This window comes from Occultella kanbiaonis (assembly GCF_009708215.1).
Classification (GTDB): domain Bacteria; phylum Actinomycetota; class Actinomycetes; order Actinomycetales; family Beutenbergiaceae; genus Occultella; species Occultella kanbiaonis.
On the sequence record NZ_CP046175.1, the window covers coordinates 3791059 to 3815228 of the forward strand.

The window sequence follows — 24170 nt, forward strand, 5'->3', positions numbered from 1 at the left end:
CGTCCAGGAAGTCCGGCCGATCGGACATTCCCCGACCGACCCTGCGCTGCCTACGGTCGAGACATGCTCACAGCCGAGCCTCTGCTCGATCTCCCGGACCGCCCCGCCGACCTGGCCGGCGCCGACGTCGCCGTCTGGCGCGCACCGCTGACGATGCGCACCTACCTCCCGGCGCCGCCGTCCGACCTGCCCTCCTACCTCGACGCTCGCGTCTACCAGGGCTCGTCCGGTCGGGTGTACCCGCTCCCGTTCCACGACCGGATCAGCTCCGAGCCGCGCGAGCACGACTGGGACGCCGTGCACCTGGAGAACGAGTGGATCCGGCTCCTGGTCCTTCCGGAACTCGGTGGGCGCATCCACCTCGCGATCGACCGCACCACCGGCCATGACCTGTTCTACGGCAACCCCGTGATCAAGCCGGCCCTCGTCGGCCTGGCCGGGCCCTGGATCGCGGGCGGCATCGAACTGAACTGGCCGCAGCACCACCGACCTGCGACGTTCCTGCCCACCGACGTCGAGATCGAGCACGAGGGCGACGGGTCCGTCACCGTGTGGTGCTCCGACCACGACCCGTTCGAGCGGATGAAGGGCATGCACGGAATCCGGCTGCGCCCCGGCCGCTCCGCGATCGAGCTACGGGTCCGCCTGTACAACCGCACCCCGCTCACCCAGACGTTCCTGTGGTGGGCGAACGTCGCCGCCCGCGCCGACGCCGACTACCAGTCGTTCTTCCCCGAGGACACCCGCGTCGTCGCCGACCACGCCAAGCGGGCCGTGACCGCCTTCCCCGCCGCGGACCGCCCCTACTACGACATCGACTACCCGGCCCGGCGCGAGCTCACCTTCACCACCGGCGACGGCGAGATCGTCACCGGCGACCGCATCGACTGGTGGGAGAACATCCCGGTCCCGACGTCCTACATGGTCACGCACAGCGCCGAGGACTTCTTCGGCGGCTACGACCACGGCCGGGGCATGGGCTTCGCACACGTGGCCGACCGGCAGCTCGCCGTCGGCAAGAAGCAGTGGACCTGGGGCAACTCCGCGTTCGGGCGCGCCTGGGGACGCAACCTCGCCGACGACGACTCCGCCTACGTCGAGCTCATGGCGGGCGTGTTCACCGACAACCAGCCCGACTTCGCGTTCCTCGCACCGGGCGAGACGAAGGTCTTCGAGCAGTGCTGGTTCCCGCTGCCGGCCATCGGCCCCGCGAACCGCGCGACGGCGCAGGCCGCGGTCCGCATCCGGGTCACCGAGGGCTGCGCTCGCGTCGGCGTCGTCACCACGGCCCGCCGGCCCGGGTGCCGGATCGAACTGCTCGACGGCGCCGGTCGCCTCGTGGCCGAGACGGTCACCGACATCGACCCCGGCTCCCCGGCGCTGTGGCAGGCCGACCTGCCCGACGGCGTCGCGGCCGGTGCCGTCACGGTCCGGGTGGTCAGTGGTGACGTCGTGCTCGTGGAGTACACGCGCCCACAACCGGGCGCGGGCGACGACCCGACCACCGACGCCGTCGGCGACCTCGCCGAACCCGCCCGTGAGCCCGACCGTCCCGCGGAGGTGGCGAGCGTGGCGGAGCTTCTCGACATCGCCGGCCACCTGGAGCAGTATCGGCATGCGACCCGCTCACCCGAGCCGTACTGGGAGGAGGCACTGCGCCGCGATCCCGGGAACGCGGGCGCTCACACGGCCGTGGGCATCCGCCGGCTGCGCCAAGCCCGCCTGACGGAGGCGCAGACACACCTGCGCGCCGCCGTCGCCCGTCTGACCGCCTTCCACCCCACCGCCCCGGACGCCACGGCGCTCTACCACCTCGGTCTAGTGCTGGCTCTGGATGGCCGGCCGGACGAGGCCTACGACGCGTTCGGCAGGGCCTCCTGGAACCGCTTGTGGCGTGCGCCGGCCGGGTACGAGATGGCCAGGATCGACGCCGCGGCCGGCCGCACGGCCACCGCGCTGCACCGCCTCACCGACGTTCTGCGCGCCGAGCCCGAGCACCTGCAGGCCCTGACGCTGGCCTCGATCCTGCGCGGCCGCGCCGACCGGGATGCCGCAACCGAACCGAGCCGTGTCACGGACCTCGACCGGCTGCACTGGTGGAGCCGCGACGTGGCCGGCACCGACCTCACCTGCGACGCGCAGACCTGCCTCGACGTCGCCCTCGAGTACGCCGGCATCGGTGCCGATGATGACGCGCTGCGGGTCCTCGGCGTCGCGCTGGACCGCGAGCGCGACCGGGTGCCCGGGCAGCCGGCCGCGGAGCCGCTGCTGCACCTGCACGCGGCGGCCATCCACGCGGCCCGCGGTGACACCCGGGCCGAAGAGCGCGAGCTCGACGCAGCGGATGCCGTGTCCCGCGGGTGGTGCTTCCCGGGACGGCTCGCGGACGCCGTCATGCTCACGCAGACCCTGACCCGACACCCGGCCCAGGCCACCGCCCTCGCGCTCCTGGGGCACTGGCAGTACGCGATGGGCCGCACCACCGACGCCCTCGAGGCCTGGCGGGCGTCCGCCGCCGCGGATCCCGGGGACCCCGTGGTGCACCGCAACCTGGGCCTGGCCCTGGTGAACACCCGCGGTGACCTGGATGGCGCCCGCGACGCCTACGACCGGGCCCGCGCCCTCGCCCCCGGCCACGCCCGGTTGCTCTTCGAGAGCGATCAGCTCGACACCCGGCGGGCCGTCGACCCGGCGGCGCGCCTCGCGGTGCTGGAGGGCGCCCGCGACCTGGTCGCCGAGCGCGACGACCTGACCGTCGTGCTCGCGCACCTGCTCATCACCGCCGGCCGCGCCGAGGACGCGCACGGCCTGCTCGCCGGGCGGGCGTTCCAGCCCTGGGAGGGCGGCGAGGGCGAGGTGCTGCGGGCCTGGGAACGCAGCTGCGCGGTGCTGGCCCGAGCTGCGCTCGCCACCGGGGACGCCGCGGCCGCCGGCGCTCTGGTGGCGCAGGCGCTGGACCCCCCCGCGTCCCTCGGTGAGGCTCGCCATCCGCTCGCGACGACGGCCGGGCTGCAGCTGCTGGCCGGGGACGCCGCGGCCACCGCGGGCGAGACCGATGCCGCCCGGCGCGCCTGGGCGATCGCAGCCGAGCAGATCGGCGACTTCCGCACGATGAGCGCGTCCCGGCACAGCGAGGCGACGTACCACTCCGTGCTCGCCCTGCGCCGGCTCGGCCGCGCGGCGGAGGCCGACACCCTCGCCGCGGACCTCGCCGACTACGTCCACGAACAGGCCGGCACCCCCGCCCGGATCGACTACTTCGCGACGTCGCTGCCGCAGCTCCTGCTCTTCACGCCGGACCTGGACCACGTCCAGGCGCAGCGCCTGGAGTTCCTACGCGCCCAACTGGACGTGCTCGCTCGCGACGAGACCTCCGCCGTCGGGCGGTTGCAGCACCTGCTGCGCGAGGTGCCCGATCACACCGACGCGCACGACCTGCTCGCCGCCCTCACCGAAGGAGCCCACCGATGACCGAGTACCGCCCCGTGCCGACGGCTGCCCACCTGCCGGGCAGGCTCACCATCACGCTCTGGGACTTCTCCTGGTTCGTGCGCACCGGACCCGGTGAGCCGTTCGAGGACCTGGACGCCGCGTTCGCCGGCGCCGTCGAGCGCGGGTACAACACGATCCGGATCTGCGCGATGCCGTACCTGCTGTTCGGGTCCGGGCTCGACACGACCGCGCTGCGGCTCGGGCCGCTCGGCGGCGGCTACGCCCAGCAGGTGCGCTGGTACGACGTTGCCAGCGAGAGCACCATCGACGCCCGGGAGCACCTGCTCGAGCTGTTCCGGGCCGCGAAGCGCCATGACTGCTACGTGATCGTCTCCTCCTGGGAGTACCAGCAGAGCCCCGCGTTCGCCGCGGAACCCGACTGGTACCGGGCGCTGCACGCCGTCGACCCGGAGGACCGCGCCGTCGAGCTCGCCCGCGCGCACGCCGCCCTGATCGACCTCCTGACCGAGCATGACCTGGCCGACCGGGTCGCGTTCGTCGAACTGCACAACGAGGTCCAGATCGGGCACCTCACCGCCGGGCTGGACGCCCGCGGCGACGACGCGATCGTGGCGCTCACGCCCCGGCTCGAGCGCGGCCTGGCCACCTTCCACGAGCTCCAGCCGGAGGTCCCGGTGACCGTGAACTACGCCCACGTGCCCGTCGCGGTGATGCGATCCATCCCGGCGAACCTGGACGTACTGGTGGTGCACCCCTACATCTACGGGGTGCTCGACGCGCTGATCGAGACCTACGGCATGCGCGGACCCGTCGAGGACTTCCCGCAGGAGGCCGCCCGCCGCGACCTGCTCCGCCCGGGCGCCCCGGACATCGGCGACTGGGGGCTGCCGCCCGAGCACGCGTGGCGCCTGGACGCGATGATCGTGGCCAAACCGGAGATCTACGTGCACGACTGGGCCGACGCCGCCACCATCGACCGCTGGCTCTACGACCACTACGGCGAGCACCGGCTCGCGATGGCGCAGAAGCTGACGCTGTGGCTCGAGGTGGCCGCCGACCACGCCGAGCGCCGCGCCCTTCCGCTCGTGTTCGGGGAGGGCTGGGTCGGCTACACCCCGCTGCACGGGCAGTTCGAGGAAGGTCCGGTCGGTGCTCAGCTCTGCCGGTTCGCGATGTCGGAATCGGCGCGCGTCGGCGCCTGGGGCTCGATCGTCTGCTCGAACGCCGCGCCACAGCACCCGATGTGGGCCGACGTCGCCCTGCAGAAGGAGGCGAACGCCCTCTTCACCGGCTGAAGCGCCACCGCAGACAACAGCACGGACCGCCAGAGCGCAGCACCCCGAACACCACCCCAAGGTTCCGGCCAACCGGCCGGCCGCACCCAACCAGCGCCAACGACGGCGCACCGGAGGTCGAAGATGAGCACCACATCCGACTACACCCGCCGAGGATTCCTGCTCGGCGCCACTGCGCTGGGAACCGGAGGCCTGCTGTCCGCCTGCGTCGGCTCCGGCGGCGGTTCCGGCGGCGAGACGAGCGGCTCCGGCGACGGCGGCGCCTCCGGTGACGCCGGCGGGCCGGTGACGCTGCAGTCCTCGTTGTCCGACCCCGCACCGAAGGCGGCCCTGGAGCTGGTGATCGCCGACTACGACGGCGACGTCACCCTCAACACGGTGGCGATCGAGCAGTTCCGGGCGCAGCTGTCGACGTACCTGACCTCCAGCACTCCGCCGGACGTGCTCACCTGGTACGCCGGCTCGGTGGCCCGTGACTACGCCGCCGAGGGTCTGCTGCTGGACGTCTCCGACCTGTGGACCGGCGACGGCGCCTGCGCCGGGTTCTCCGAGGCGCTGAAGTCGCTGTCCACCGCCGAGGACGGCTCACAGATCTTCGTCCCGACGAACTACTACTGGTGGTCGGTCTTCTACAAGAAGAGCGCCTTCGCCGAGTGGGGCGTGAGCATCCCGGAGACCTGGGACGACTTCCTCGCCCTCTGCGAGACCCTCAAGGGCCTCGGCGTGAACCCGCTCGCGAACGGGATCGGCTCCACCCCCTGGATGGCCTCCGGCTGGTTCGACTACCTGAACCTTCGCATCAACGGCGCGGCCTACCACCGCGAGCTCCTCGCCGGCGAGCACGCGTTCACCGACCCCGAGGTGGAGGCCGTGCTCACCGAGTACGCCAAGCTCATCCCCTACTTCGACCCGAACATGGCCTCCTACTCCCACCAGGAGGCGGTCACCCCGATGGTCCAGAACGAATCGGCCATGTACCTGATCGGGGCGTTCGTCACCCAGTTCTTCCCGGAGGACCAGCAGGACGACATCGACTTCTTCTCGGTGCCGCCGATCAACCCGGACGTGCCCAGCGCCGAGGAGGCGCCGACGGACGGCTACTTCGCGAGCGCGAACACCGCGAACGTCGAGGGCACGAAGTCCCTGCTGACCTACCTCGCCTCCGCCGAGGCGCAGCAGCAGTTCATTGCCGAGTCCGCCTCCTCGAACCTGCCCACCAGCCCGGACGTGGACAGTTCCGGGTTCAGCCCGCTGGTCCAGAAGGGCATCGAACTGCTGGAGAACACCGAGGAGATCACGCAGTTCTTCAACCGGGACTCCTCGGACGCCCTGCAGAGCACCGCCGACGACGCGCTGACCCGGTTCCTCGCGGACCCGTCCGACATCCCGGGCATCCTCGCCGGCTGGCAGGCCGCAGCCGAACGGGTCTGGGACCAGTGAGCAGCCCGAGCGCCACGGCCGTGGGTCCGGGCAGGTCGGCGGCCTCGGCGCGGTCGACCCCGCCGGACCCACGCCGGCGCTCGGTCCTGCGGCGGGTGCCGTGGGTGGTCTGGCTGTTCCTGCTGGTGCCGCTCGCCGCCGAGGTGTTCTGGGTGTTCTGGCCGGCCCTGAACTCGTTCTCGCTCTCCTTCACCCGGTGGAACGGCATCGGCGCGGCCGAGCCGGTCGGCTTCGGCAACTATGTCGACCTGTGGAACGACCCGGTGTTCCGCACGGCCCTGCGCAACAACGTGATCTGGGTGATCGGGTTCGGTGGGCTCTCCGTGCTCGGCGGCCTGATCCTGGCCGTGCTGCTGAACCGGCCCGGCCGGGGCATCGGCATCTACCGCAGCGCCATCTACCTGCCGATGGTGTTCTCCCTCGCCGTCACCGGGCTCTTCTGGCGGGTCATGTACTCCCCCGCCGGCCTGGTGAACACGACGCTGGCCACGCTCGGCCTCGAGTCCTGGGAGCGGCAGTGGCTCGCCGACCCGGACGTGGCCCTGTACGCGGTGCTGATCGCCGCCGTCTGGCGGCAGGTGGGCTACATCATGGTGCTCTACCTGGCCGGGCTGAAGGGCGTGGACCCGGCCCTCGAGGAGGCCGCCGCGATGGACGGCGCGAACCGGCGCCAGCGGTTCTTCTCCATCGTGATGCCGCAGCTGAAGGGCGTGAACGCGGTGGTGTTCGCGGTCACCGTGATCGACTCGCTGCGGACGTTCGACATCGTCTGGGCGATGACCCGCGGCGGGCCGTACAACAGCACCCAGCTGCTCAGCACCTACATGTTCGAGCAGGGCTTCACGCTCGTGAACCTGGGCTACGGATCAGCGATCGCGGTGGTCATCTTCGCCCTCGCGATCGTCTTCATCATCACCTACCTCGTCCGCTCGATCCGGCAGGAGGACTGACATGAGCGCCACGATTCCCACCGCCGGCGCGACCGGCGCCGCGGCCCCCGGCCACAAGCGGCACCACCGCCGGGCCATCGGGTCCCGGTCCCCGTGGTTCCACGTGTTCATGATCCCGTTCACCCTGGCCTGGATCACGCCGATGGTGTTCGTGCTGGTGGTCGCGTTCCGCTCGTTCGACGACATCGTCGCCCGGGGGTTGTCCGCGCTGCCCGCCTCCCTGAGCTGGGAGGGGTTCGCGACGGCGCTGTCCGCCGGTGGGATCGCCGGCGCGCTGCGCAACAGCGTGATCGTGACCGTGTGCGCGGTGATCGTCTCGCTGTTCCTGGCGTCCATGGCCGCCTACGCGCTGAGCCGCTACCGGATCCCGTTCCGGAACGCGATCCTGCTGGTCATGCTCGCGGGCAACCTGCTCCCGCCGCAGATCCTGCTGATCCCGGTCGCCAAGATCGCCGAGGGACTGGGCATCTACGACAGCCTGCTCGCGCTGGTCGTCGTGCAGGTCGGATTCGGACTGGGCTTCTACACGTTCGTGCTGCACGGGTTCATGCGCTCGCTACCGGACGAGGTGTTCGAGGCGGCCCGGATCGACGGCGCCGGCCCGATCCGCATCTACGCCCAGATCGTGCTCCCGTTGTGCCGGCCCTCCCTCGCCGCCCTGACCGCCCTGGCCACGACGTGGATCTTCAACGATCTGATCTGGGCGATGACGGTGCTGCGCACGGAGACGAACTTCCCGATCACGGCGGCTCTGCTGAACCTGCAGGGCGGGTTCGTGAGCCAGTGGAACGTGGTCGCGGCCGGCTCGATCATGGCGGCCGTGCCGACGGCGATCGTGTTCTTCATCTTCCAGAAGCAGTTCGTGTCCGGGCTGATGGTGGGGGCGAGCAAGTGAGCGACGAGGCCCAGGGGCCGTGGCTGCTGCCCACCGCGGACGCCGAACTGGCCTACCTCCCCTCCCCCGGCGGCGAGGGGCTGCTGCTGGACCGTTGGGGTCCGGGCGCCGGGTGGGCGCCGCCGGTCCGGGTCGCGGTCGAGACGCAGGCGGACGTCACCCCGCTGGCCCTCACCGCCGCCGGGACCCGTCAGGTCCAGCGGGCGGACCTGCTGGTCGAACGGCCGGACGGGCGCACCGGCGCGCGCCTGCGGCTCGGGCCGGTCCGGCTCACCCGAGAGGGCACCCGCACCCGGCTCGCCGCGGAACACTCCGATCCCGACGGCGGCGTGCTGGCCACGCTGTTCGTGGAGTCCGACACCCGGCACGGCGCCGTGGCCCAGTGGGCGGAGATCGTCAACACCTCCGCCGTGCCGATCCGGCTCACCCGTGCCTTCGGTGGTTCCTGGGAGCTGCCCGTCGGTCCCGGCGCGCGCATCGGCGTCCTGGCGGGCGCCTGGAGCCGGGAGTTCACGCCGCTCACCGTCGACCTGCCCGCCGGCACACTCGCGATCGGCTCGCGCACCGGGCTCACCTCGCACCTGTACGCGCCGGTCGTCGCCGTCGAGCCCCGGGAGCCGAACCTGCCCGACGGCGGGGTCGGCCGGGCCGCCTTCTCCGTGGCCCTCGCCTGGAGCGGGTCGTGGTCGATGACGGTCGACGCGGTCCCGTTCCGGGGCCGGGTCCGGGTCGGCGCCGGCGTCGACGACGAGACCGGCGTGATCGGACTCGAGCCGGGCGCGTCGTTCACGACGCCACGCACGTACGCGATCCGGGCCGCGGACCCGGCCGAGCTACCCGGCGCCTGGCACGACTTCCAGCGCACCGTGCTGCGCCGGGACGCCTCGGCCCACCACCACCCGGTGGTCTACAACTCCTGGTACGCCACCACCTTCGACGTCCGGGCCGACCACCAGCTCGCCCTGGCCCGGCGGGCCGCCGACCTCGGTGCCGAGGTGTTCGTGGTGGACGACGGCTGGTTCCGGGGCCGGACCTCGGACGCCGCCGGCCTCGGCGACTGGGACGTGGACCCGGCGAAGTTCCCGGACGGTCTCGGCCCGCTCATCGACGGCGTGCAGGACCTGGGGATGCGGTTCGGAGTCTGGGTGGAGCCCGAGTGCGTGAACCCCGACTCGGACCTGTTCCGTGCCCACCCCGACTGGGTCTATCGCGCAGGCGAGCGCCCGTTGGTCACGGTCCGCAACCAGCACGTGCTGGACCTGGGCCGGCCCGAGGTGGAGGCGTTCGTGGCGGACATGCTGCGCCGGCTGCTCACCGAGCACGACATCACCTACCTCAAGTGGGACATGAACCGTCCGGTCGGCGACGGTGGCCGTCCCGGCGACCCGCACGGCCTCGAATGGTCGGTCCAGCACGCCCGCGCCTACCACCGGCTGCTGGACCTGCTCCGCTCGGAGTTCGGCGACGTGACCGTCGAGGCGTGCGCGTCCGGGGGCGGCCGGGTGGACACCGAGGTGCTCGCTCGCAGCGACGTGGTCTGGGCCAGCGACGAGACCGGGCCGCGGGACCGGCTCGCGATCCAGCACGGCTTCCTGTCCGCGTACGCCGCGTCCTGGATGGTCTCCTGGGCCACGGACGAACCCGACCAGCTGGACACCGAGCCGACCAGTTTCGCGTTCCGGTTCCTGGTCGCGATGTGCGGCGTGCTCGGCGTCGGCGGGGACCTGGGCGCCTGGTCACCGACCGACCTCGCCACGGCCCGCGACCTCATCGCGGCCTACCGGGAGATCCGGCCCGTCATCCTCGACGGTGACGTGACCCGGCACGGAAGTCCCGCCGTCGGGCAGTACGTGGTGCAGTACCGCCGAACAGAGCCCGACGGCGGAGCGGACACGGTCGTGCTGCTCGCCTTCTCGCGCGGTGGCGTCCGCGAGCGCGTACGGGTCGCCGGGCTCGACGGCAGCTACCGGGTGCGAGGCACCGACGCGACGGTGTCGGCGACGGATGCCGCCGGCGCCGGGGTGGAGATCGGCTACCGCGTCGCCCCGGACGCGGACCTGGTGGTCCTGGACCGGTTCGAGTGAGCGGCTGGTCGCAGCCGCTGGCGACTCGGCGCCGCCCTGCTCAGGTGGCCGCGTTGTCGGTGCACAGGCCGACGAGCCGCCCACCGGGGTCGACGATCTGCGCCCACCAGCCCATGTCGCCCCCGACCTCCTCACGGGTGTTCTTCACGGTGCCGCCGGCGGCCTCGGCCGCGGCGAGGGTCGCCTCGAGGTCGGCGACGTTGACGTAGACCCGGATGCCGTCCGAGGTGGCCTGTTCGGGCGCCTGCCAGAGCCCGCCGATCATCTCGGAGCCATTCAGGATGCCTTCGTACCCCTCGCCGAACGGGGTGAAGGTCCACCCGAACACGGCGCCGTAGAAGGACTTCGCCTGGTCCAGGTCCGTGACCGGCAGTTCCCACCAGGTCACGGTGTTCACGGGCGCGGACGTCGGTTCGCTCATGATCGGTCTCCTCTGATCGGATCGGGCTGGATCACTCTCGTCCCGTACCTCGGGGACGGTCAAGACCTGCGGTGCACCGAGCCTCACACTGGACTCATTGGCCGTCGAACCGCACCCAGCGGCACCGGCATGCGCACTGCTCGTCCCACTCCCACGCGTAGTACTGGGTGGCGGTCTCATTGCCGACCATGATGAACAGCGGCGCGAGGGCGTCGCCGTCCGCGTCCGCGTAGACGACCTCCCGCAGTTCGTAGGTAGGTCCACACCGGTGATCGCATGCGGGTCCCCGCTCGGCTCGGGTGTCGGTTCCGGGTCCGGAGGTGATCTCGTGCGTCGGGTCCGCCAAGCCTGCCACGCCACCTCCGCCGGGTGCGCATGCCTGCCCCAGGGCGTCTGACCGGCGTCACCAGCGCTGGTGCACGTCCTCGGCCCACCCGAACACGTCGGATACCCGGAGCCACTCCCCGGCGATCCGGACCCGGCCCGACCACGTGCCGAAGCACTGGTGGGTGAAGGAGGAGATCATCCCGAGGTCGACTCCACCGGTCTTGTCATGCTCCGGGGTCAGCGTGAGGTCGACGTCCGTCCCGGTGACGCGCCAGGGCCGCAGCCAGTCCTCCGTGTCGTAGTCCCAGAGGAGTTCCTCGCTGATCTTGTGCAGCCGGCCGTCCACGAAGATCGCGTTCTCGGTCGACCCGGTGCCGTCGGTCCACTTCCCACCGAGCTGGATGCCGAGCACCCGTCCGTCCGTCCGCCCGGACCCGGCGCCCCAGTTCCAGTGCATCCGGTGCGGCCAACGGCCCCGGCCGTGGTCCAGCGTCGCCCACGACTGCCCGTCGGGGAGCCGGTGCTCGACGCCGTCCATCCAGAGCCGACCGGTCGCCGGCCGCGCCACGTCCTTGACCGTGTACTGGAACAGCCGCTCGCTCCAGGGCACCACGACGCCGAGGGACTCGTGCCCCTCGGGCCGGTGCGCGAGGACGTCCACGCGGACCCGGTCACCGATCGCACGCAGACGCGTGCCGCCGTCGACCTCCTCGATGCGGACCGCCACACCCAGGGACCGCACGGTCGTCGGCACCTCGCCGAGAGTGCCCGGCAGCGAGACCCCTGGGCCGAACGGGGCCATCACGTCCTGCCCTCGGATGGCGCCGGTACGCCGGTCCCACAGCCACAGCCCGTGCACACCCGCGTAGTCGATGTGCGAGGTGATCATGGCCATGACGTGGGTGGGCGTGGTCACCGCCCAGTACTCCCAGCGCTTGTTGCGGCCCTTGCCGTACCAGCCTCGGCCGACGCCGTCGGTGCGGACAAGCGGCGTGCGGCACCAGCCGATGGCGTCCGGGTTGAGACGGCCGTCCGGTCGGGTCAGCGACACGGGCGCCATCAACTCACGCTCGGTGACAGCGACCGGCTTAGCGGCGGGGCCGGGCACACCGGGAGGGTTCTGACTCACCAGCGCACTCTAGCCAGAGTGCCCGGGCGTCCCGACACGGTCTGGCCGGCGCGCGCGAGTCGACCCGGTGGCTGGGTGTGGCGCGACGGTCGGGCCCGGCTACACCGCCGTGCGCAGGGCAGCCACGGCCCGGTCCAACTCGTCCGCGGCGGCGAGGAGTCCGGACCGGATGCCCTGATCCGGAGCGGGCAGTGCGCCGGCGTACAGCGCCAGCCGTTCCGCCAGTGCGCCGGCCGTGGCGGCAGCCCCCTCGGCCAACTCCCGCGGACGACTGGCCTTGGTCCGGTGGCTCAGTTCCTGCGCTGACCGTGCCACATCGGCGGTGCGGCGTTGCAGGTCCGGCCACACGTCGGCGCCGGCGGCGCCGGCGTGCCCGGCCCAGATCCGCACCGCGTCCACGACCTCGCTGCCCTGGTCGGCGAGACCGTTCGCCTCGTCATGCCAGCGCACCGCACGGCCGGACCGACGGGACGCGGTGCCGATCGCGATCCCCGCCAGGGCCAGGAGCACGAGGGCCACGACGACCCAGGTCACGATCGGCCCGGCCCCGACGCCGGCGGCTTCCTGCATCCTGGGTCAGGCCTCCTCGGAGAACGCCGCGCGCAACTGCGCCTCCTGCTCGTTGCTGAGGTTCGACTGGATGAGGGTGCCCTGGATACCCCGGGCCTGGAGGTTGTCACGCACCTTGTCCACCACGGCGTTCTCGGACATCAGGAACAGGGCGGATGTGCCGGGAACGACCTGGTCGCGGACCGAGCCGATGAACTCGTCATCGATGCCGACGTCTGTCAGCGCCCCCGTGAGCGCGCCGATCCCGGCACCGATGGCCGCCCCGAGGAACGGCACGAAGAAGATCAGCCCGAACAGCAGGCCCCAGAACGAGCCACCCAAGGCTCCGACGCCCGCGGTGCTGAGGCCCTGACGCGTCTTCGGCTTCTTCTTGCCGGCCTCCCAGGAGACGGTGGCCGAATCGTCGACCGTGATCAGGCCCTGCTTCGACAGTTCCCCGAGGGCTACGGCCGCGGCGTCCGCACCTTCGGCCGTCTCGAACTTCCAAACGCTCAGCGTTGCCATGCTTCAGTCTCCTCATGGTGGGTGGACCGGCCCGGACGAGCACCGAGCCCGGTCTGTACCCCACCATCGTCCGAAGCCTGCCGGCCGGACGCATCATCCCTGGCGGGTGAGCCCGGTATTGCCGACCTTCGTCCGGAACGCGTGAGGCGGGGACGGCTCACACCGACGAGGCTTGGCGCCGACCGAACGGGCCGAGGGAGGTGCGATGCGCTACGACATCCGGGTGCGCGGGCGCTTCGACCGGGCTCTCGTGACCGCGCTGGGAGATATCACGATCAGTACGGCGGACCACGAGACGACCCTGCACTGCCGGGTTCCCGACGTCGCCGCACTGGTCGGGATCCTGCACGCTCTCACGGCGCAGGACCTGACCGTGAGGGAGGTCCGGACGGCGGACTCCGAGTCCGGCTGAGCGCCTCAGCCGGCACCTGGGTCAGGTCCGTCGTCCACTTCGGTCTCGCCACCCGGTGCCGGTCCGCCGCCCGTCGCGGGCCGGTGTCGAACCCGTCGGCTGGTCGCCGCCTCCATGGCGTGCGTCGTGGATTCGCCGAGCATCTCCGTGGCCGGGAACACCTCGAGGGCCGCCCCCACCCCTCGGAGCCGCTCCTCGTCCCAGTACCTCACCATGTCCTCGCCGAGGCCGCTGAGATACAGGCGGCCTCCGTTCGCCTCGAGGCGGCGGGCGTAGTCGGAGACCACCGTGAAGAAGGTGACCCCGAGGGTGGTCCGGCCCCGCAGGCGCAGCACGACGGCGGCGTCGGTCGCCACCCCGGGATCCGGCAGCCGGGCCTGCAGCGTACGCGCACCCGCGTAGAACAGGCTGCCGTAGACGTCCAGGACGACGACGTCATCCGCGGCGAGCGCCGCGGGCGCCGGACCCTCGATCAGGTGCCCCTGGTCGTCACGCTCCAGTCGCACCACCTTCAGGTCCACGGCCTCCTGGTTGAGCTGGACGAGGAGCGAGAGGGCCACACCGATCCCGACTGCGACGACCACGGGCAGGGCGAGCGTCGCCACGAACGTCGTCGTGAGCGCGATCTGAGAACTGGCGCCGGCGCTCCAGATCGTCCGGATCCGAGCAGGATTCAGCGAGCCGATCGCCGCATAGATCAGGATCGCGGCGAGGGTCGGCATCGCCACCCGGCCGACCAGACCCGCGAAGACCACCAGGATGAGCAGCATCCAGACGCCCGCGAAGACCGACGCCCAGTGCGTCCGGGCGCCGGCTGCGACGTTGATCGCGGTCTGCCCGACCGAACCGCCCACCGGCATCCCCCCGAAGGCCGCGGATGCCACGTTTCCCCAGCCCTGCGCGCCGAAGTCGCGGTTGGCGTCCGAGCGCCGGCCGGACGGGTTCGGCGCGGACTCCGCGACGCCGGCGCCCTGCACCAGCACGATGGCAGCGACGGCGAACGCACCACCGACCAGGCCGAGGGAGAATGCACCGGGATCGGGGATCTGCGGCAGTGGAAGGCCCGTCGGTATCGTGCCGACGTCAGAGACGTCGGCCACGGTGAGCCCGAAGATCGCGACCGCGGCCGTCGGGATGACCAGCGCGATCAGCGAACTCACCATCGCGAACCGTCCCTTGCCGAGGACGATGAGCAGCGCCAGGGCGGACAGCCCGATCACCAGGGATGCGGGATCGATGCGCCCGGGGTGGCTGATCACGTCCCAGGCCTTGAGCAGTGCCACGGCCCCGGACGCGTCGGCGCCGGCCAGGTCCGGCAGCTGCCCGAAGATGATGTTCACCGACACCCCGGTGAGGAAGCCCGTCATCACCGAGTGGGAGACGAACCTCGTGTACCGGCCCAGGCGCACCAAGCCGGCCACGACCATGAGCGCCCCGGCGATCAGCGTCAGCCAGATGATCGCATCCGAACGCTGCTCCGGCGCCACGGTCGCGATCGCCGAGCCCGCCGCGAGTGCGGCCGCGCTGGTGGTGGTGATGACCATCATCCGGGTGCTCGCGGTCATTCCACCCACCAGCGGACCCGCGAAGCTGGCGTAGAGCCCGTGTACAGGGTTCACCCCGGCGAGCACCCCGGAGGCCATGCCGTCCGGCACGGAGGAGATCGCGCCCGGCAGCCCCGCGACGATGTCGGTTCGTAGGTCCTTCCACCGCGGTCGACGCCGCCGCGCGCGAGCGGACTCGTCGGTCATGTCGGTCCGTGCTGCGGCTCGACCGGGTCGTCACGCAGCAGCGCCGAGTCGATCAGCTCGTGCCGTCGCAGGTAGGTCGAGATCACCGCCTGCGCCGTGGCCGCGAGTGGCAGGCCGATGAACGCGCCCATCGGTCCGAGCACCGCGCCGAACGCGATCACCGCCACGAAGGAGACGGCAGGGTTGATCTCGAGCGCCTTGGACGAGACCCGGGGCGAGAGGATCAAATTCTCGAACTGTTGGTAGGCGATGATCCAGGCGAGCACCACCAGGCCCAACCCGATCGACTGGGCGCCGGCCACCGCGATCGGCAACGCCCCGGCGATGTAGGTACCCACGGTCGGTACGAACTGGGAGACGACGCCGACGAACAACCCGAGCGGCACGGCGTAGTCGATGCCGATCACCGTGAGGAAGAGCGTGGTGCAGACGGCCGAGACGAGCGCCAGCACGACGCGCGACGCGATGAAGCCGGAGAGCTTCTCCTGGGCGATGCCCCACATCGCGAGCACGCGGGCCTGCCGCACCGGCTCCAAGGGCCGGCAGATCGCGATCCGCAGCCGGGGTCCCGCGGCAAGCATGTAGAAGGTGATCAGCAACACTCCGGTGGCGGTGATGAAGCCTGAGACGAGCAACCCACCGACGCCCAGGATCCCGCTGGCGAGATCGGCGCCGTACCGCTCCAGGGCCTCGGTCACGAGTGCCTGCCGGTCCGGAATCTGGCCCGCGAGTGCCGGATCCAAGCCTGCCCGGACCTCGACCAGCGCTTCGTCGAGGGCGGCGACGAGTTGCACCAGCTGGGTCACGAACAGGTTCCCGAAGACCGCGATGAGCGCGACCACGGCGACCAGGCCGCCCACCATGACGGTCGCGGTCGCCATGGCTCGTCGCCACCGGTGCCGCACCAGTGTGTTGACCGCCGGCTCCATCGCCAGAGCGAGAACGAACGCGATCAGAACCGTGGAGATGATTCCCTGGAGCGAGCCGAGGATCCCGAACGCGATCACCCCGACGATCGCGGCGATGACCACCTGGACCAGCGCGCGCGGCAGCCATGGCGGTGGTCGTCGGTCCACGACAGGTAGGGACGCGCTCACCTCGTGGACGGTACGCCGGGGCCCTTCCGCTGGACTCACCCCATCCGCATGAAGGCCGGTGGTGGGGCCGTCAAAGGAGGTCGCGCTCGACTGCGATCCGGACCGCCTCCCGTCGCCCGGACGCGCCGAGCTTGCGGTAGACGGCGCGCATGTGCGTCTTCACCGTGTTCGCCGAGACGAACAAGGACTGTCCGATCTCGGCAGCCGTCATGGGCGAGCGGAGGTAGGTCAGGATCGTCAGCTCCCGTTCGGTGAGCTCCCAGAACGAGGGCGACCGGCGGACCGGGACCCGATCGCGCATCCGGGTGATCAGATCGCCGACCAGGGTGCCGTACTGGGTCCCCCAGCCGAGGTGCTCGGACAACAAGGGGGCGAGGTCGGGTCCGAGCAGCGCGAACGGGCGCGTCAACTCTGACTCCAGGGAGGTCCGGAGCGTCCGCTCAAGCAGAACGTGCGCGTCCTCGGCCGCACCCTCCGCAGCGAACATCAGGGCCTCGGTCAGGTTCGCGCACATGGCGATGTGTGCGGTCCGCCGCGCGGCCGGGAGCCGGGCGAGCACACCACGAGCATCAGCGTACGTGCCGGCACGGCGGTGCAGATCCGCGATCCAGACGAGGATGCTTGACTCGAGTTGGCCCGGGTCCATCGACGTGACCCTGGCCAGTGCTGCGTCCGGGCGACCCGAGACGTCCTCGCGAAGCGCCTCCATGATCGTCGCGATCGGCTCGGTGAGAACGCCGTCCGGCTCCGGGTCATCCTGTCCTGCCTGCCGAGCAACCTCGACGAGGGAAGCATCATCGATGGACAGCCCCACGATCATCAGGACAAGTGCCGCGTTCTTGCGCAGTTCTCCCTGACGGGGCTGGGCTTTCCGGATGGCCGCTTCCAGATGTCCTCGAGCCTGCTCAAGGTGGTCGAGCCAGTACTCGGCCGCACCGAGGACGAGATGGGCCGGGACGAGCGAACTGGAACCGGACCGCCCGGCGCGCCGGCCGCCGTCGACGGCAGCACGAGCGACGCGGGCGGCCTCGTCGAATCGGCCGAGGATCCACAACGGGATCGGCGCCATGGCGGTACTCGCGGCCGCGAGTTCGTGCAGGTCGCAACCGGAGGCAAGGTCCTCCGCCCGCTGGAGGTTCGCCAGGGCACCGGCGGGATCGTCGCCCAGCCGCACCGTCGCCTCGCCGATCAGGAAGTGCGCGAACGCCGCGACCGCACGGTCACCGGGGCCGTCCACCGGAAGGAGATCACGGACGCGCTCACGTGCGGTAGCGATCTCCGCATCCTGGCCGGCCACGAACAACTGGAGCAGGGCGTCCACGACTTCGACGTGACGCGCGCGATCCGTCGGCAGCGCCACGGCCCTGGCCCGCGCCCGCGCCCGGGTCGCGGAGCTCGTGCTGCGGTGGTCGAGGAACTCGCAGAGGGCGAGCACCAGGAGGATCTCGGCGTCGTCTGCCTCGGGGGCGGGCAGTTGCCCGCAGATCCGCCGCAGCAGTTCCGTCTCGCCCCGGAGCAAGAGGTCGGGCCACTGCGCTCGCACCAGCTCGAGCGCGAACGGACCGTCTCCCCCCGCCACAGCCAACGAGACCGCGAGCGGCACGTCGGCCCCAGCCCAGTACCGGGCCGCGCGACGACGCAGGGTCAGCGCCGCCGCCGGGTCGTTGCGCTGCAGGATCGCACGGCACTGCGACGCGAACAGAGCATGCCAGCGGAACTCCTGCTCGGTGCCACCGACCGCCGTGAGGAAGACGCCGGTGCGTACGCATTCCTCGAGCAGTGCTGCCCCATGCGGGTGAAGCACCGCGGCCAGGTCGCCGCGGATCCTGTCTCCGACGGTCGCGTGCAGGATGAACGTGGCCAGTTCGGGACGGAGGGTGCCGAGGATCTCGTCCGTGAGGTATCCGGTCAGCGGCAACTCCGCGTCGCTCATCGCTTCGAACCGCCGCCGCCAGTCCGTCGAGGTGCCGAACGCGACGATCGCCATCTTCGTCGCGACGGGCCAGCCACCGGTCGACTCGAGCAGGAGGTCGGTGTCCGGCCCGTCCAGCTCGAGCCCGGCCTGCGCCGCCAGGGCGGCCACCTCCGGCCGGCTGAAGCAGAGGTCGGCCTCCCGGAGCTCTCCGAGTTCACCGTCCAGCCGGCGCTTGTGCACCGGCAGGTTCGGGTCGGACCGCCCGGACAGGATGAGCCGCAGGTTGGGTGGCGCGAACCGCATCAACCGGCCGACCACCTCCCTGGACGCCACGTCATCCACGTCGTGCAGGTCGTCGATGACCAGCACGATCGGCGCCCGGAGCTCCTCCAGCGCCGTCAGCAGCGCGTCGTACTGCTCGGGATCCACCCGGTACCGCGGCACCAGCGCCGCCAGGCGGGCTCCGTCGGATCGTCCCGACCGGTGCAGCGCGGTCCGGAGGGCGTTGACCAGGCCACGGAACAACCGGCGCGGGTCGTTGTCGAACTCGTCGACCGTCAACCAGGCAACGGTCTGGCCCGTCGTCGCACACCACATCGTCAGCAGCGTGGACTTGCCGTAGCCCGCGGGTGCGGTGACCAGCGTGAGCCCGTGGCCGGCCACACACTCGGTCAGCCGGTCCATGAGCGCGCTGCGCTCGAGGAGATGGGCGCCGACGCTCGGAACCTCGATCTTCGCCGATGGCGTCGCCGTCGCCCAGGTCGCGTCCGCGCCGTCAGCCTCCGGAGGAGGTTGCTCGCGGGCAGCCAGGTCGAAGAGCGGGTGCCGACCGCCCGAGTCCGTGACGGAGCGCTCGGCGTCCTCGTGTGAGCCCCTGATCCCATCCGACGTCATCCGGCCGTCCCGCCCGCGTTCCCGACCCTGCCTGACGCACACCACTTCGTGAGCGTCCCCCTGGCGTCATCCAAGCGAGACCGTCACATCCGTGTCAACCGGGCGCGCGATCCACCACGGCGGGTGTCGTGTCAGACGAGGACGGAGATCGCGTCCCCGACAACCTTGGTCCCCAGCACCAGCAACAGCACGGACATGATGACGGCATTGTTCGCCAACATCCAGGCCCGCATGCGCTCGAGCAGCTGCGCGGCCCGGTCGCCCATCACGAGGTAGAGGACGACCGGGAGGATGACGCCGATGCTGGCCACCACGGTGAACACCGCCAGGGCCACGAACTGGTCTCCGCGGGCGCCTGTGGCGTTCGCGATCGCGGTGGCCCCCGCCACGACCAGGAGCAGGTTCTTCGGGTTGATGCCGCCCAGGAGGAACGCGAGACCGAACGCCTTCACGGGGGTGAACGTCTCGATCGCGGCCATCCATTTCGGCACCACCGGCTCGACGTCGCTGCCGGGACGGCCACGCCACTGCTTCACCGCGAGGAACAGCAGCCCAAGGCCGAGTGCCAACTTCAGCAGGCCCACCCAGACGGGCGTGGCGCCGTCGTCCGCGCCGGCCGCGTCACCGACGAGCAGGAGCACGACCGACCCGACCGCGGCGATACCCGCGACCCAGCCGAGCACGAACGCGACGCCGTTCGACCTCGCCCGCGCCGAGACCAGCATCAACACGACCGCCACGATCGGCATCGGGGAAACCATCACGCCGACCGCGATCGGCAACGACTGACCGATCGCCTCGCCCATCCTGGCCTCCTCGCTTCGCCACGGACCCATGACGGGATCCCGACCGTGTCATCCTCGTCCGATCCGCCGTTAGCGTGCTCATCCGTAACGGGTGGTTCGCAGGCCTGCCAGCGCGGGTGACACTCGGAGCCTGGTCCGCACCGTCGGCGTCCCCGCGCGTGCACCGGCCATCCATGTCACGCCCGGGCTACGGGAGGTCAGCGTGCTCTACCAGGTCCTCGTGGACGGTGCCGTCCGTCCCGATCGGCTCATCGGCATCGACTACGTCAGCGTCACACCGATCGCGGATCAGACCCTCCTGGCCTGCGCGGTGCCGGATCCGGCGGGTGTGGCCGAACTCGTCAGCGTGCTGATCGACCACGGTCTGCGTTTCGAACGGCTCTGCCGGATCCTCGACGTCCGGCAGTTCTGAGAGGACTCATCACGTTGGGGTGAGGCAGTCGTCCCGCCCGCGATCCAGGCTGGACACCTACCGGGGTCCATGGGCGGACGCCGGACCGAGGAAGACGGAGGTGTGGACGATGGCCAGGAAGGTTTCTGCCTGGGTCGGCTGGATCTGGTTCGCCGGGCTGATCATGCTCAGTTCTGGGGTCTTCAACCTGCTGAGCGGGATCTACGCGGTGGGTGCACGCGACGTCGGCGTCGTCGAGGTCGGCACGCAGATCCTGCTTCTTGACGTCAACTCCTGGGGCTGGGTCCACATCGTGATCGGCGCCCTGCTGATCCTGGTCGCCCTGTGCCTGCTCGCCGGGCAGGCCTGGGCACGGATAGCCGCCGTGGTCGTGGTCGGCCTGAACATGGTCACCCAATTCGTCTATCTGCCGCTGACTCCGTGGTGGTCGATCGTCGTGATCGCCCTCGACATGGTCGTCCTGTGGGCGCTCATCGTGCACGGCGAGGAAGCCGAAAAGGTGTCGTGACCGAACCGCAGGAGCCCACCGGCGGGGCCGTGCCACCACCCGTGCGGGCGCGACTCTTCCAGGGTTCCGGCGCCGGCCTCGCGGGCCTGCTCTTCGCGGTCCTGTTCGTCGTCGGCTTCGTGATCCTGGACCAGGTGCCGGATTCGGCGACCCGCGAGGACCTCATCGAGTACTACCGGGGCGCCGGCGGCAGCGCCGTGATCGTGGCAGGGTTCTACCTCGTCCCGTTCTCGGGCCTGGCCTTCCTGTGGTTCATCGCCGCATCACGGCACCGGTTGCGCTCCCTCGCACGCCGGGAGGACCCCCTGCTGGACACCGTGCAGATCACGGCCGGCGTGCTGTTCGTCGCGATGATCTTCGTCGCGGCCGCTGCGGCGGTGACCGGCGTCTCCGCGGTCCGCCTCAACACCTCGAACGCCGCCGACCTCGTCACGCTCGAGCAGGCCTCGACGATGACGTCCTACGCGCAGACGCTGCTCATGATCTACGCGTTCCGGACGGCCGGTGTATTCATCCTGGCCAGCACGACGCGGGGGCTGCGGGCGAAACTGTTCCCGCGCTGGTTCGCGGTCGTGAGCTTTCTGGCCGTCGCGGTGCTGCTCCTCTCCCTGACCTCCGTCCGGGCCGTGGTCCTTGTGGTCCCCCTGTGGGTCGCCGTGGCCTCCGCCGTGATCCTGTTCCGCCGCGCCACCGGCCAGCTGGAGGTCGCCTGAGATGTCCCCTGCAACGGCGGACTCCCGCGTGCCGGTGTTGTTCGGCTCCCTGCGCGGCTACCAGGGCCAGTGGCTCCGCCGCGACCTTGTCGCCGGGCTGACCGTCTGGGCGGTCATGGTGCCCGAGGCATTCGCGTACGCGACGATCGCCGGCGTGCCGCCGGTGGTCGGCCTGTACGCGGCCGTACCGGCACTGATCGCGTACGCCGCATTCGGCTCCTCCCGGCACCTGGTGGTCGGTCCGATGTCCGCCACGGCGGCGCTCTCCGCGGCGACGATCGCCGAGTTCGCGCCCGGTGACTCCGATGCCTACATCGTGCTGACCACGGTGCTCGCCGTCGTCACCGGTGTGGTCGCGATCCTGGCCGGGCTGGCCCGGCTCGGCTTCGTGGCAACCTTCATCTCGGAGCCGGTCCTGAAGGGCTTCATCGTCGGCCTGGCGCTGACGATCATCATCGGCCAGCTACCGAAGCTGTTCGGGGTCGAGGGTGGTGGCGAGGGCGCGATCGGGAAGCTCGTCCATGTGGTCGCGCACCTGGGGCAGCTCTCCGTGCTGACGACCGTGATCGGGGTGCTGTCCCTGGTCATCGTCCTGGCCCTGAAGCGGTGGCTACCGGTGGTGCCGGCGTCCCTGGCCGTGGTCCTGGTCGGGATCCTCGCGGTCCATGTGTTCGGCCTGAGCGACCGCCTCGACGTGGTCGGTGAGATCGACCCGGGTCTGCCCACCCTCGGCCTGCCCTCCACGACGTGGGGCGACTACGCCCAGCTGGCCGGGCCCGCCGTCGGGGTCATGCTGATCGCGTTCGCCGAGGGCCTGGGGGCGGCGAAGACGTACGCCGCGAGGAACGGCTACGAGGTCGACGCGAACCGGGAACTCATCGGCCTCGGTGCAGCCAACCTCGGCTCCGGGCTGGCCTCGGGCATGGTCGTCAACGGCAGCTTGTCCAAGACTGCCGTGAACGGCTCTGCCGGCGCCCGCTCGCAGGTGAGCGGCCTCGTCGTGGCCGCCCTGAGCCTCATCACGCTGCTGTTCCTGACGGCGCTGTTCGAGGAATTGCCGGAGACGGTGCTGGCGGCCGTCGTCATCTGCGCGGTCATCGAGATGGTCGACACGAAGGCCATCGTGCGGCTCTACCGGGTCTGGACACCGCGCCTCGGCGGCACCTATGGCTCGGCGGCGCGCGCAGATTTCGTCGGGGCGATCGCGGCACTGCTCGGGGTCCTCGTCTTCGATACGCTGCCCGGTCTCATCATCGGCATCGTCACCTCGGTCCTGCTCCTGCTCTACCGCTCGTCGCGCCCGAGTGTGCGGCCGCTCACCGACGTGGACGGCAGCTGGGTCGATGCGCAGGCCCACTCGGACCATCCGGTGGACCCGGCCGTGCTGGTGGTTCGAGTGGAGTCTGGACTGTTCTTCGCGAACGCGGACCACGTCAAGGACGAGATCCGCCGCCGGTGCACCCCACAGACTCGACTAGTGGTCCTGGACGCCCAGACCACGCCATTCGTCGACGTCAGCGGCGCGACGGCACTGGCGGAACTGACCGACGACCTGGCTCGGGACCACATCGAATTTGCGATCGCGGGCGACATCGGCCAGGTCCGCGATGTGCTGCGCACCGATCGCGTCGGCGGACCACGACCGTTCACCACGGTCGCGGAGGCCATCGGCGTGCTCGGTGCCGACGCCGACTCGGAAGCCACGCGGGACGATCCGAGGCGGGCCGGGCCGTGATCGGCGCGGAGGGACAGAACCCGACGGACCAGCTGACCGAGCTGGTGGACTCCGCGAGCCTGAACGGCTGGGATCTCCTGGTCGTCGTGATCGTGGTGATCCTCACCTGGGTCGGGTCACGCGCGGGCCGGCGAACCGTGATGCGGCTGCTCGCCAAGACGGATGCGGTCCCCTACGAGGTGGCCTACACCTGTTCACGCGCGGTGGGCTACTTCATCGTCCTGCTTGGGGTCGGGATCGCGCTGTCTGTCCTCGGTGCGCAGATCCAACCGGTGCTCGCCGCAGTGATCCTGATCGCAGTGGTGGCCTACTTCGCACTCCGGGGCGTCGCCGACAACTTCGGCGCGAGCCTGATCCTGCAGATGCGCAAACCCCTTCGCGTCGGGGACTGGGTCGAGACCGATGATCGCTGGGGAGCCGTCACGGACATGAACGCCCGCTCCGTGGTGTTGCGGACCTCCGACGGGAAGGTGATCCACGTCCCGAACGCCCAGTTGCTCTCCGACCCACTCGTGATCCAACCCGTCAAGGGGACCGTACGGTCCGAGATCGAGGTCCGGACCACGGATCTGACCAGGCTCACGGCGGTCGCCACGGCAGCCGTCACGCTGGCCGCCACCGCGGACGGGGTTCTCGCCGAGCCGGCCCCGGACCTGGTCTGGGTGTCCAGCACACCGGACCGGACCACCGGACGGATCCGGGTCTGGCACGAGGCGGGCGCGAACACCAGAGTGGGCTCGAATGTCGTCCGCGCCGTCTCCGAAGGCTTCGCCGAGGCCGGCCTCACGGCGAGCCTGACCTCACCGCCGCCGGCGCCACCGCTGGGCCCGGCGCCGTCGCTCTGAGGGTCGAATCCGCC

At 71.1% G+C, this 24170-nt stretch carries 21 protein-coding genes; 12 read left to right on the top strand and 9 right to left on the bottom strand.

What is annotated here, in order from left to right; genetic code table 11:
- Window positions 1-63 precede the first annotated feature (63 nt).
- The 6 genes from GKS42_RS17510 (at window position 64) to GKS42_RS17535 (ending at window position 10117) form a co-directional block, all read left to right on the top strand.
- On the top strand, window positions 64-3471 hold the full coding sequence (locus GKS42_RS17510; RefSeq protein ID WP_154794994.1) for a DUF5107 domain-containing protein: 3408 nt from the start codon (window positions 64-66) through the stop codon (window positions 3469-3471).
- Window positions 3468-4748, top strand: coding sequence for a cellulase-like family protein (locus GKS42_RS17515; protein WP_154794995.1), 1281 nt, complete (start codon window positions 3468-3470; stop codon window positions 4746-4748). Before GKS42_RS17510 ends, GKS42_RS17515 begins: the two co-directional genes overlap by 4 nt.
- 123 nt (window positions 4749-4871) lie before the next feature.
- Window positions 4872-6188 (top strand): ABC transporter substrate-binding protein, encoded by a 1317-nt coding sequence (locus GKS42_RS17520; protein ID WP_154794996.1) that lies wholly within the window; start codon window positions 4872-4874, stop codon window positions 6186-6188.
- A complete protein-coding gene (locus tag GKS42_RS17525; RefSeq protein WP_232847718.1) occupies window positions 6185-7138 on the top strand; it encodes a carbohydrate ABC transporter permease in 954 nt (317 codons plus the stop codon). The genes GKS42_RS17520 and GKS42_RS17525 overlap by 4 nt, the downstream gene beginning before the upstream one ends.
- A gap of 1 nt (window position 7139) precedes the next feature.
- Window positions 7140-8033, top strand: coding sequence for a carbohydrate ABC transporter permease (locus GKS42_RS17530; protein ID WP_154794997.1), 894 nt, complete (start codon window positions 7140-7142; stop codon window positions 8031-8033).
- Window positions 8030-10117 carry an alpha-galactosidase gene (locus GKS42_RS17535; protein ID WP_168217881.1) on the top strand — a complete coding sequence of 696 codons (2088 nt, stop codon included), beginning with the start codon at window positions 8030-8032 and terminating at the stop codon, window positions 10115-10117. Before GKS42_RS17530 ends, GKS42_RS17535 begins: the two co-directional genes overlap by 4 nt.
- A gap of 40 nt (window positions 10118-10157) precedes the next feature.
- On the opposite strand, the gene GKS42_RS17540 is transcribed toward GKS42_RS17535, so the two are convergent.
- The 5 genes from GKS42_RS17540 to GKS42_RS17560 all read right to left on the bottom strand — a co-directional run bounded on the left by GKS42_RS17540 (window position 10158) and on the right by GKS42_RS17560 (window position 13068).
- Window positions 10158-10538: a VOC family protein gene (locus tag GKS42_RS17540; RefSeq protein WP_154794999.1), complete on the bottom strand. Its 381-nt coding sequence runs from the start codon at window positions 10536-10538 to the stop codon at window positions 10158-10160.
- 94 nt (window positions 10539-10632) lie between these two features.
- Window positions 10633-10893: a hypothetical protein gene (locus tag GKS42_RS17545; RefSeq protein WP_154795000.1), complete on the bottom strand. Its 261-nt coding sequence runs from the start codon at window positions 10891-10893 to the stop codon at window positions 10633-10635.
- Window positions 10894-10941: 48 nt separating this feature from the next.
- Window positions 10942-11994, bottom strand: a complete 1053-nt coding sequence (locus tag GKS42_RS17550; RefSeq protein ID WP_232847719.1) for a DUF2804 domain-containing protein — start codon at window positions 11992-11994, stop codon at window positions 10942-10944.
- 99 nt (window positions 11995-12093) lie between these two features.
- Entirely contained in the window at window positions 12094-12564 is a 471-nt protein-coding gene (locus tag GKS42_RS17555) for a hypothetical protein (protein ID WP_154795001.1), read from the bottom strand.
- Between the two features lie 6 nt (window positions 12565-12570).
- Complete coding sequence (locus tag GKS42_RS17560) at window positions 12571-13068, bottom strand: DUF1269 domain-containing protein (protein ID WP_154795002.1); 498 nt, start codon at window positions 13066-13068, stop codon at window positions 12571-12573.
- 205 nt (window positions 13069-13273) lie between these two features.
- Here GKS42_RS17560 and GKS42_RS17565 point away from each other — a divergent pair, with 205 nt between their 5' ends.
- Window positions 13274-13480: a hypothetical protein gene (locus GKS42_RS17565; RefSeq protein WP_154795003.1), complete on the top strand. Its 207-nt coding sequence runs from the start codon at window positions 13274-13276 to the stop codon at window positions 13478-13480.
- A 5-nt stretch (window positions 13481-13485) separates the two neighbouring features.
- Here GKS42_RS17565 and GKS42_RS17570 read toward each other — a convergent pair whose 3' ends face one another.
- From GKS42_RS17570 to GKS42_RS17585, 4 genes are all read right to left on the bottom strand, one after another.
- Window positions 13486-15231 (bottom strand): SulP family inorganic anion transporter, encoded by a 1746-nt coding sequence (locus GKS42_RS17570; RefSeq protein ID WP_154795004.1) that lies wholly within the window; start codon window positions 15229-15231, stop codon window positions 13486-13488.
- Window positions 15228-16328 (bottom strand): AI-2E family transporter, encoded by a 1101-nt coding sequence (locus GKS42_RS17575; protein ID WP_168217882.1) that lies wholly within the window; start codon window positions 16326-16328, stop codon window positions 15228-15230. The genes GKS42_RS17570 and GKS42_RS17575 overlap by 4 nt, the downstream gene beginning before the upstream one ends.
- Window positions 16329-16398: 70 nt before the next feature.
- Window positions 16399-19137: a LuxR C-terminal-related transcriptional regulator gene (locus GKS42_RS17580; protein WP_154795006.1), complete on the bottom strand. Its 2739-nt coding sequence runs from the start codon at window positions 19135-19137 to the stop codon at window positions 16399-16401.
- 131 nt (window positions 19138-19268) lie between these two features.
- Window positions 19269-19943, bottom strand: coding sequence for a GAP family protein (locus GKS42_RS17585; protein ID WP_154795007.1), 675 nt, complete (start codon window positions 19941-19943; stop codon window positions 19269-19271).
- A gap of 91 nt (window positions 19944-20034) precedes the next feature.
- Here GKS42_RS17585 and GKS42_RS17590 point away from each other — a divergent pair, with 91 nt between their 5' ends.
- The 5 genes from GKS42_RS17590 to GKS42_RS17610 all read left to right on the top strand — a co-directional run bounded on the left by GKS42_RS17590 (window position 20035) and on the right by GKS42_RS17610 (window position 24156).
- On the top strand, window positions 20035-20355 hold the full coding sequence (locus GKS42_RS17590; RefSeq protein ID WP_154795008.1) for a hypothetical protein: 321 nt from the start codon (window positions 20035-20037) through the stop codon (window positions 20353-20355).
- A gap of 109 nt (window positions 20356-20464) precedes the next feature.
- Entirely contained in the window at window positions 20465-20863 is a 399-nt protein-coding gene (locus GKS42_RS17595) for a DUF7144 family membrane protein (RefSeq protein WP_154795009.1), read from the top strand.
- Entirely contained in the window at window positions 20860-21576 is a 717-nt protein-coding gene (locus GKS42_RS17600; protein ID WP_154795010.1) for a hypothetical protein, read from the top strand. The genes GKS42_RS17595 and GKS42_RS17600 overlap by 4 nt, the downstream gene beginning before the upstream one ends.
- A gap of 1 nt (window position 21577) precedes the next feature.
- A complete protein-coding gene (locus GKS42_RS17605; RefSeq protein WP_154795011.1) occupies window positions 21578-23311 on the top strand; it encodes a SulP family inorganic anion transporter in 1734 nt (577 codons plus the stop codon).
- A complete protein-coding gene (locus GKS42_RS17610) occupies window positions 23308-24156 on the top strand; it encodes a mechanosensitive ion channel family protein (RefSeq protein ID WP_154795012.1) in 849 nt (282 codons plus the stop codon). The genes GKS42_RS17605 and GKS42_RS17610 overlap by 4 nt, the downstream gene beginning before the upstream one ends.
- Window positions 24157-24170: the final 14 nt, after the last annotated feature.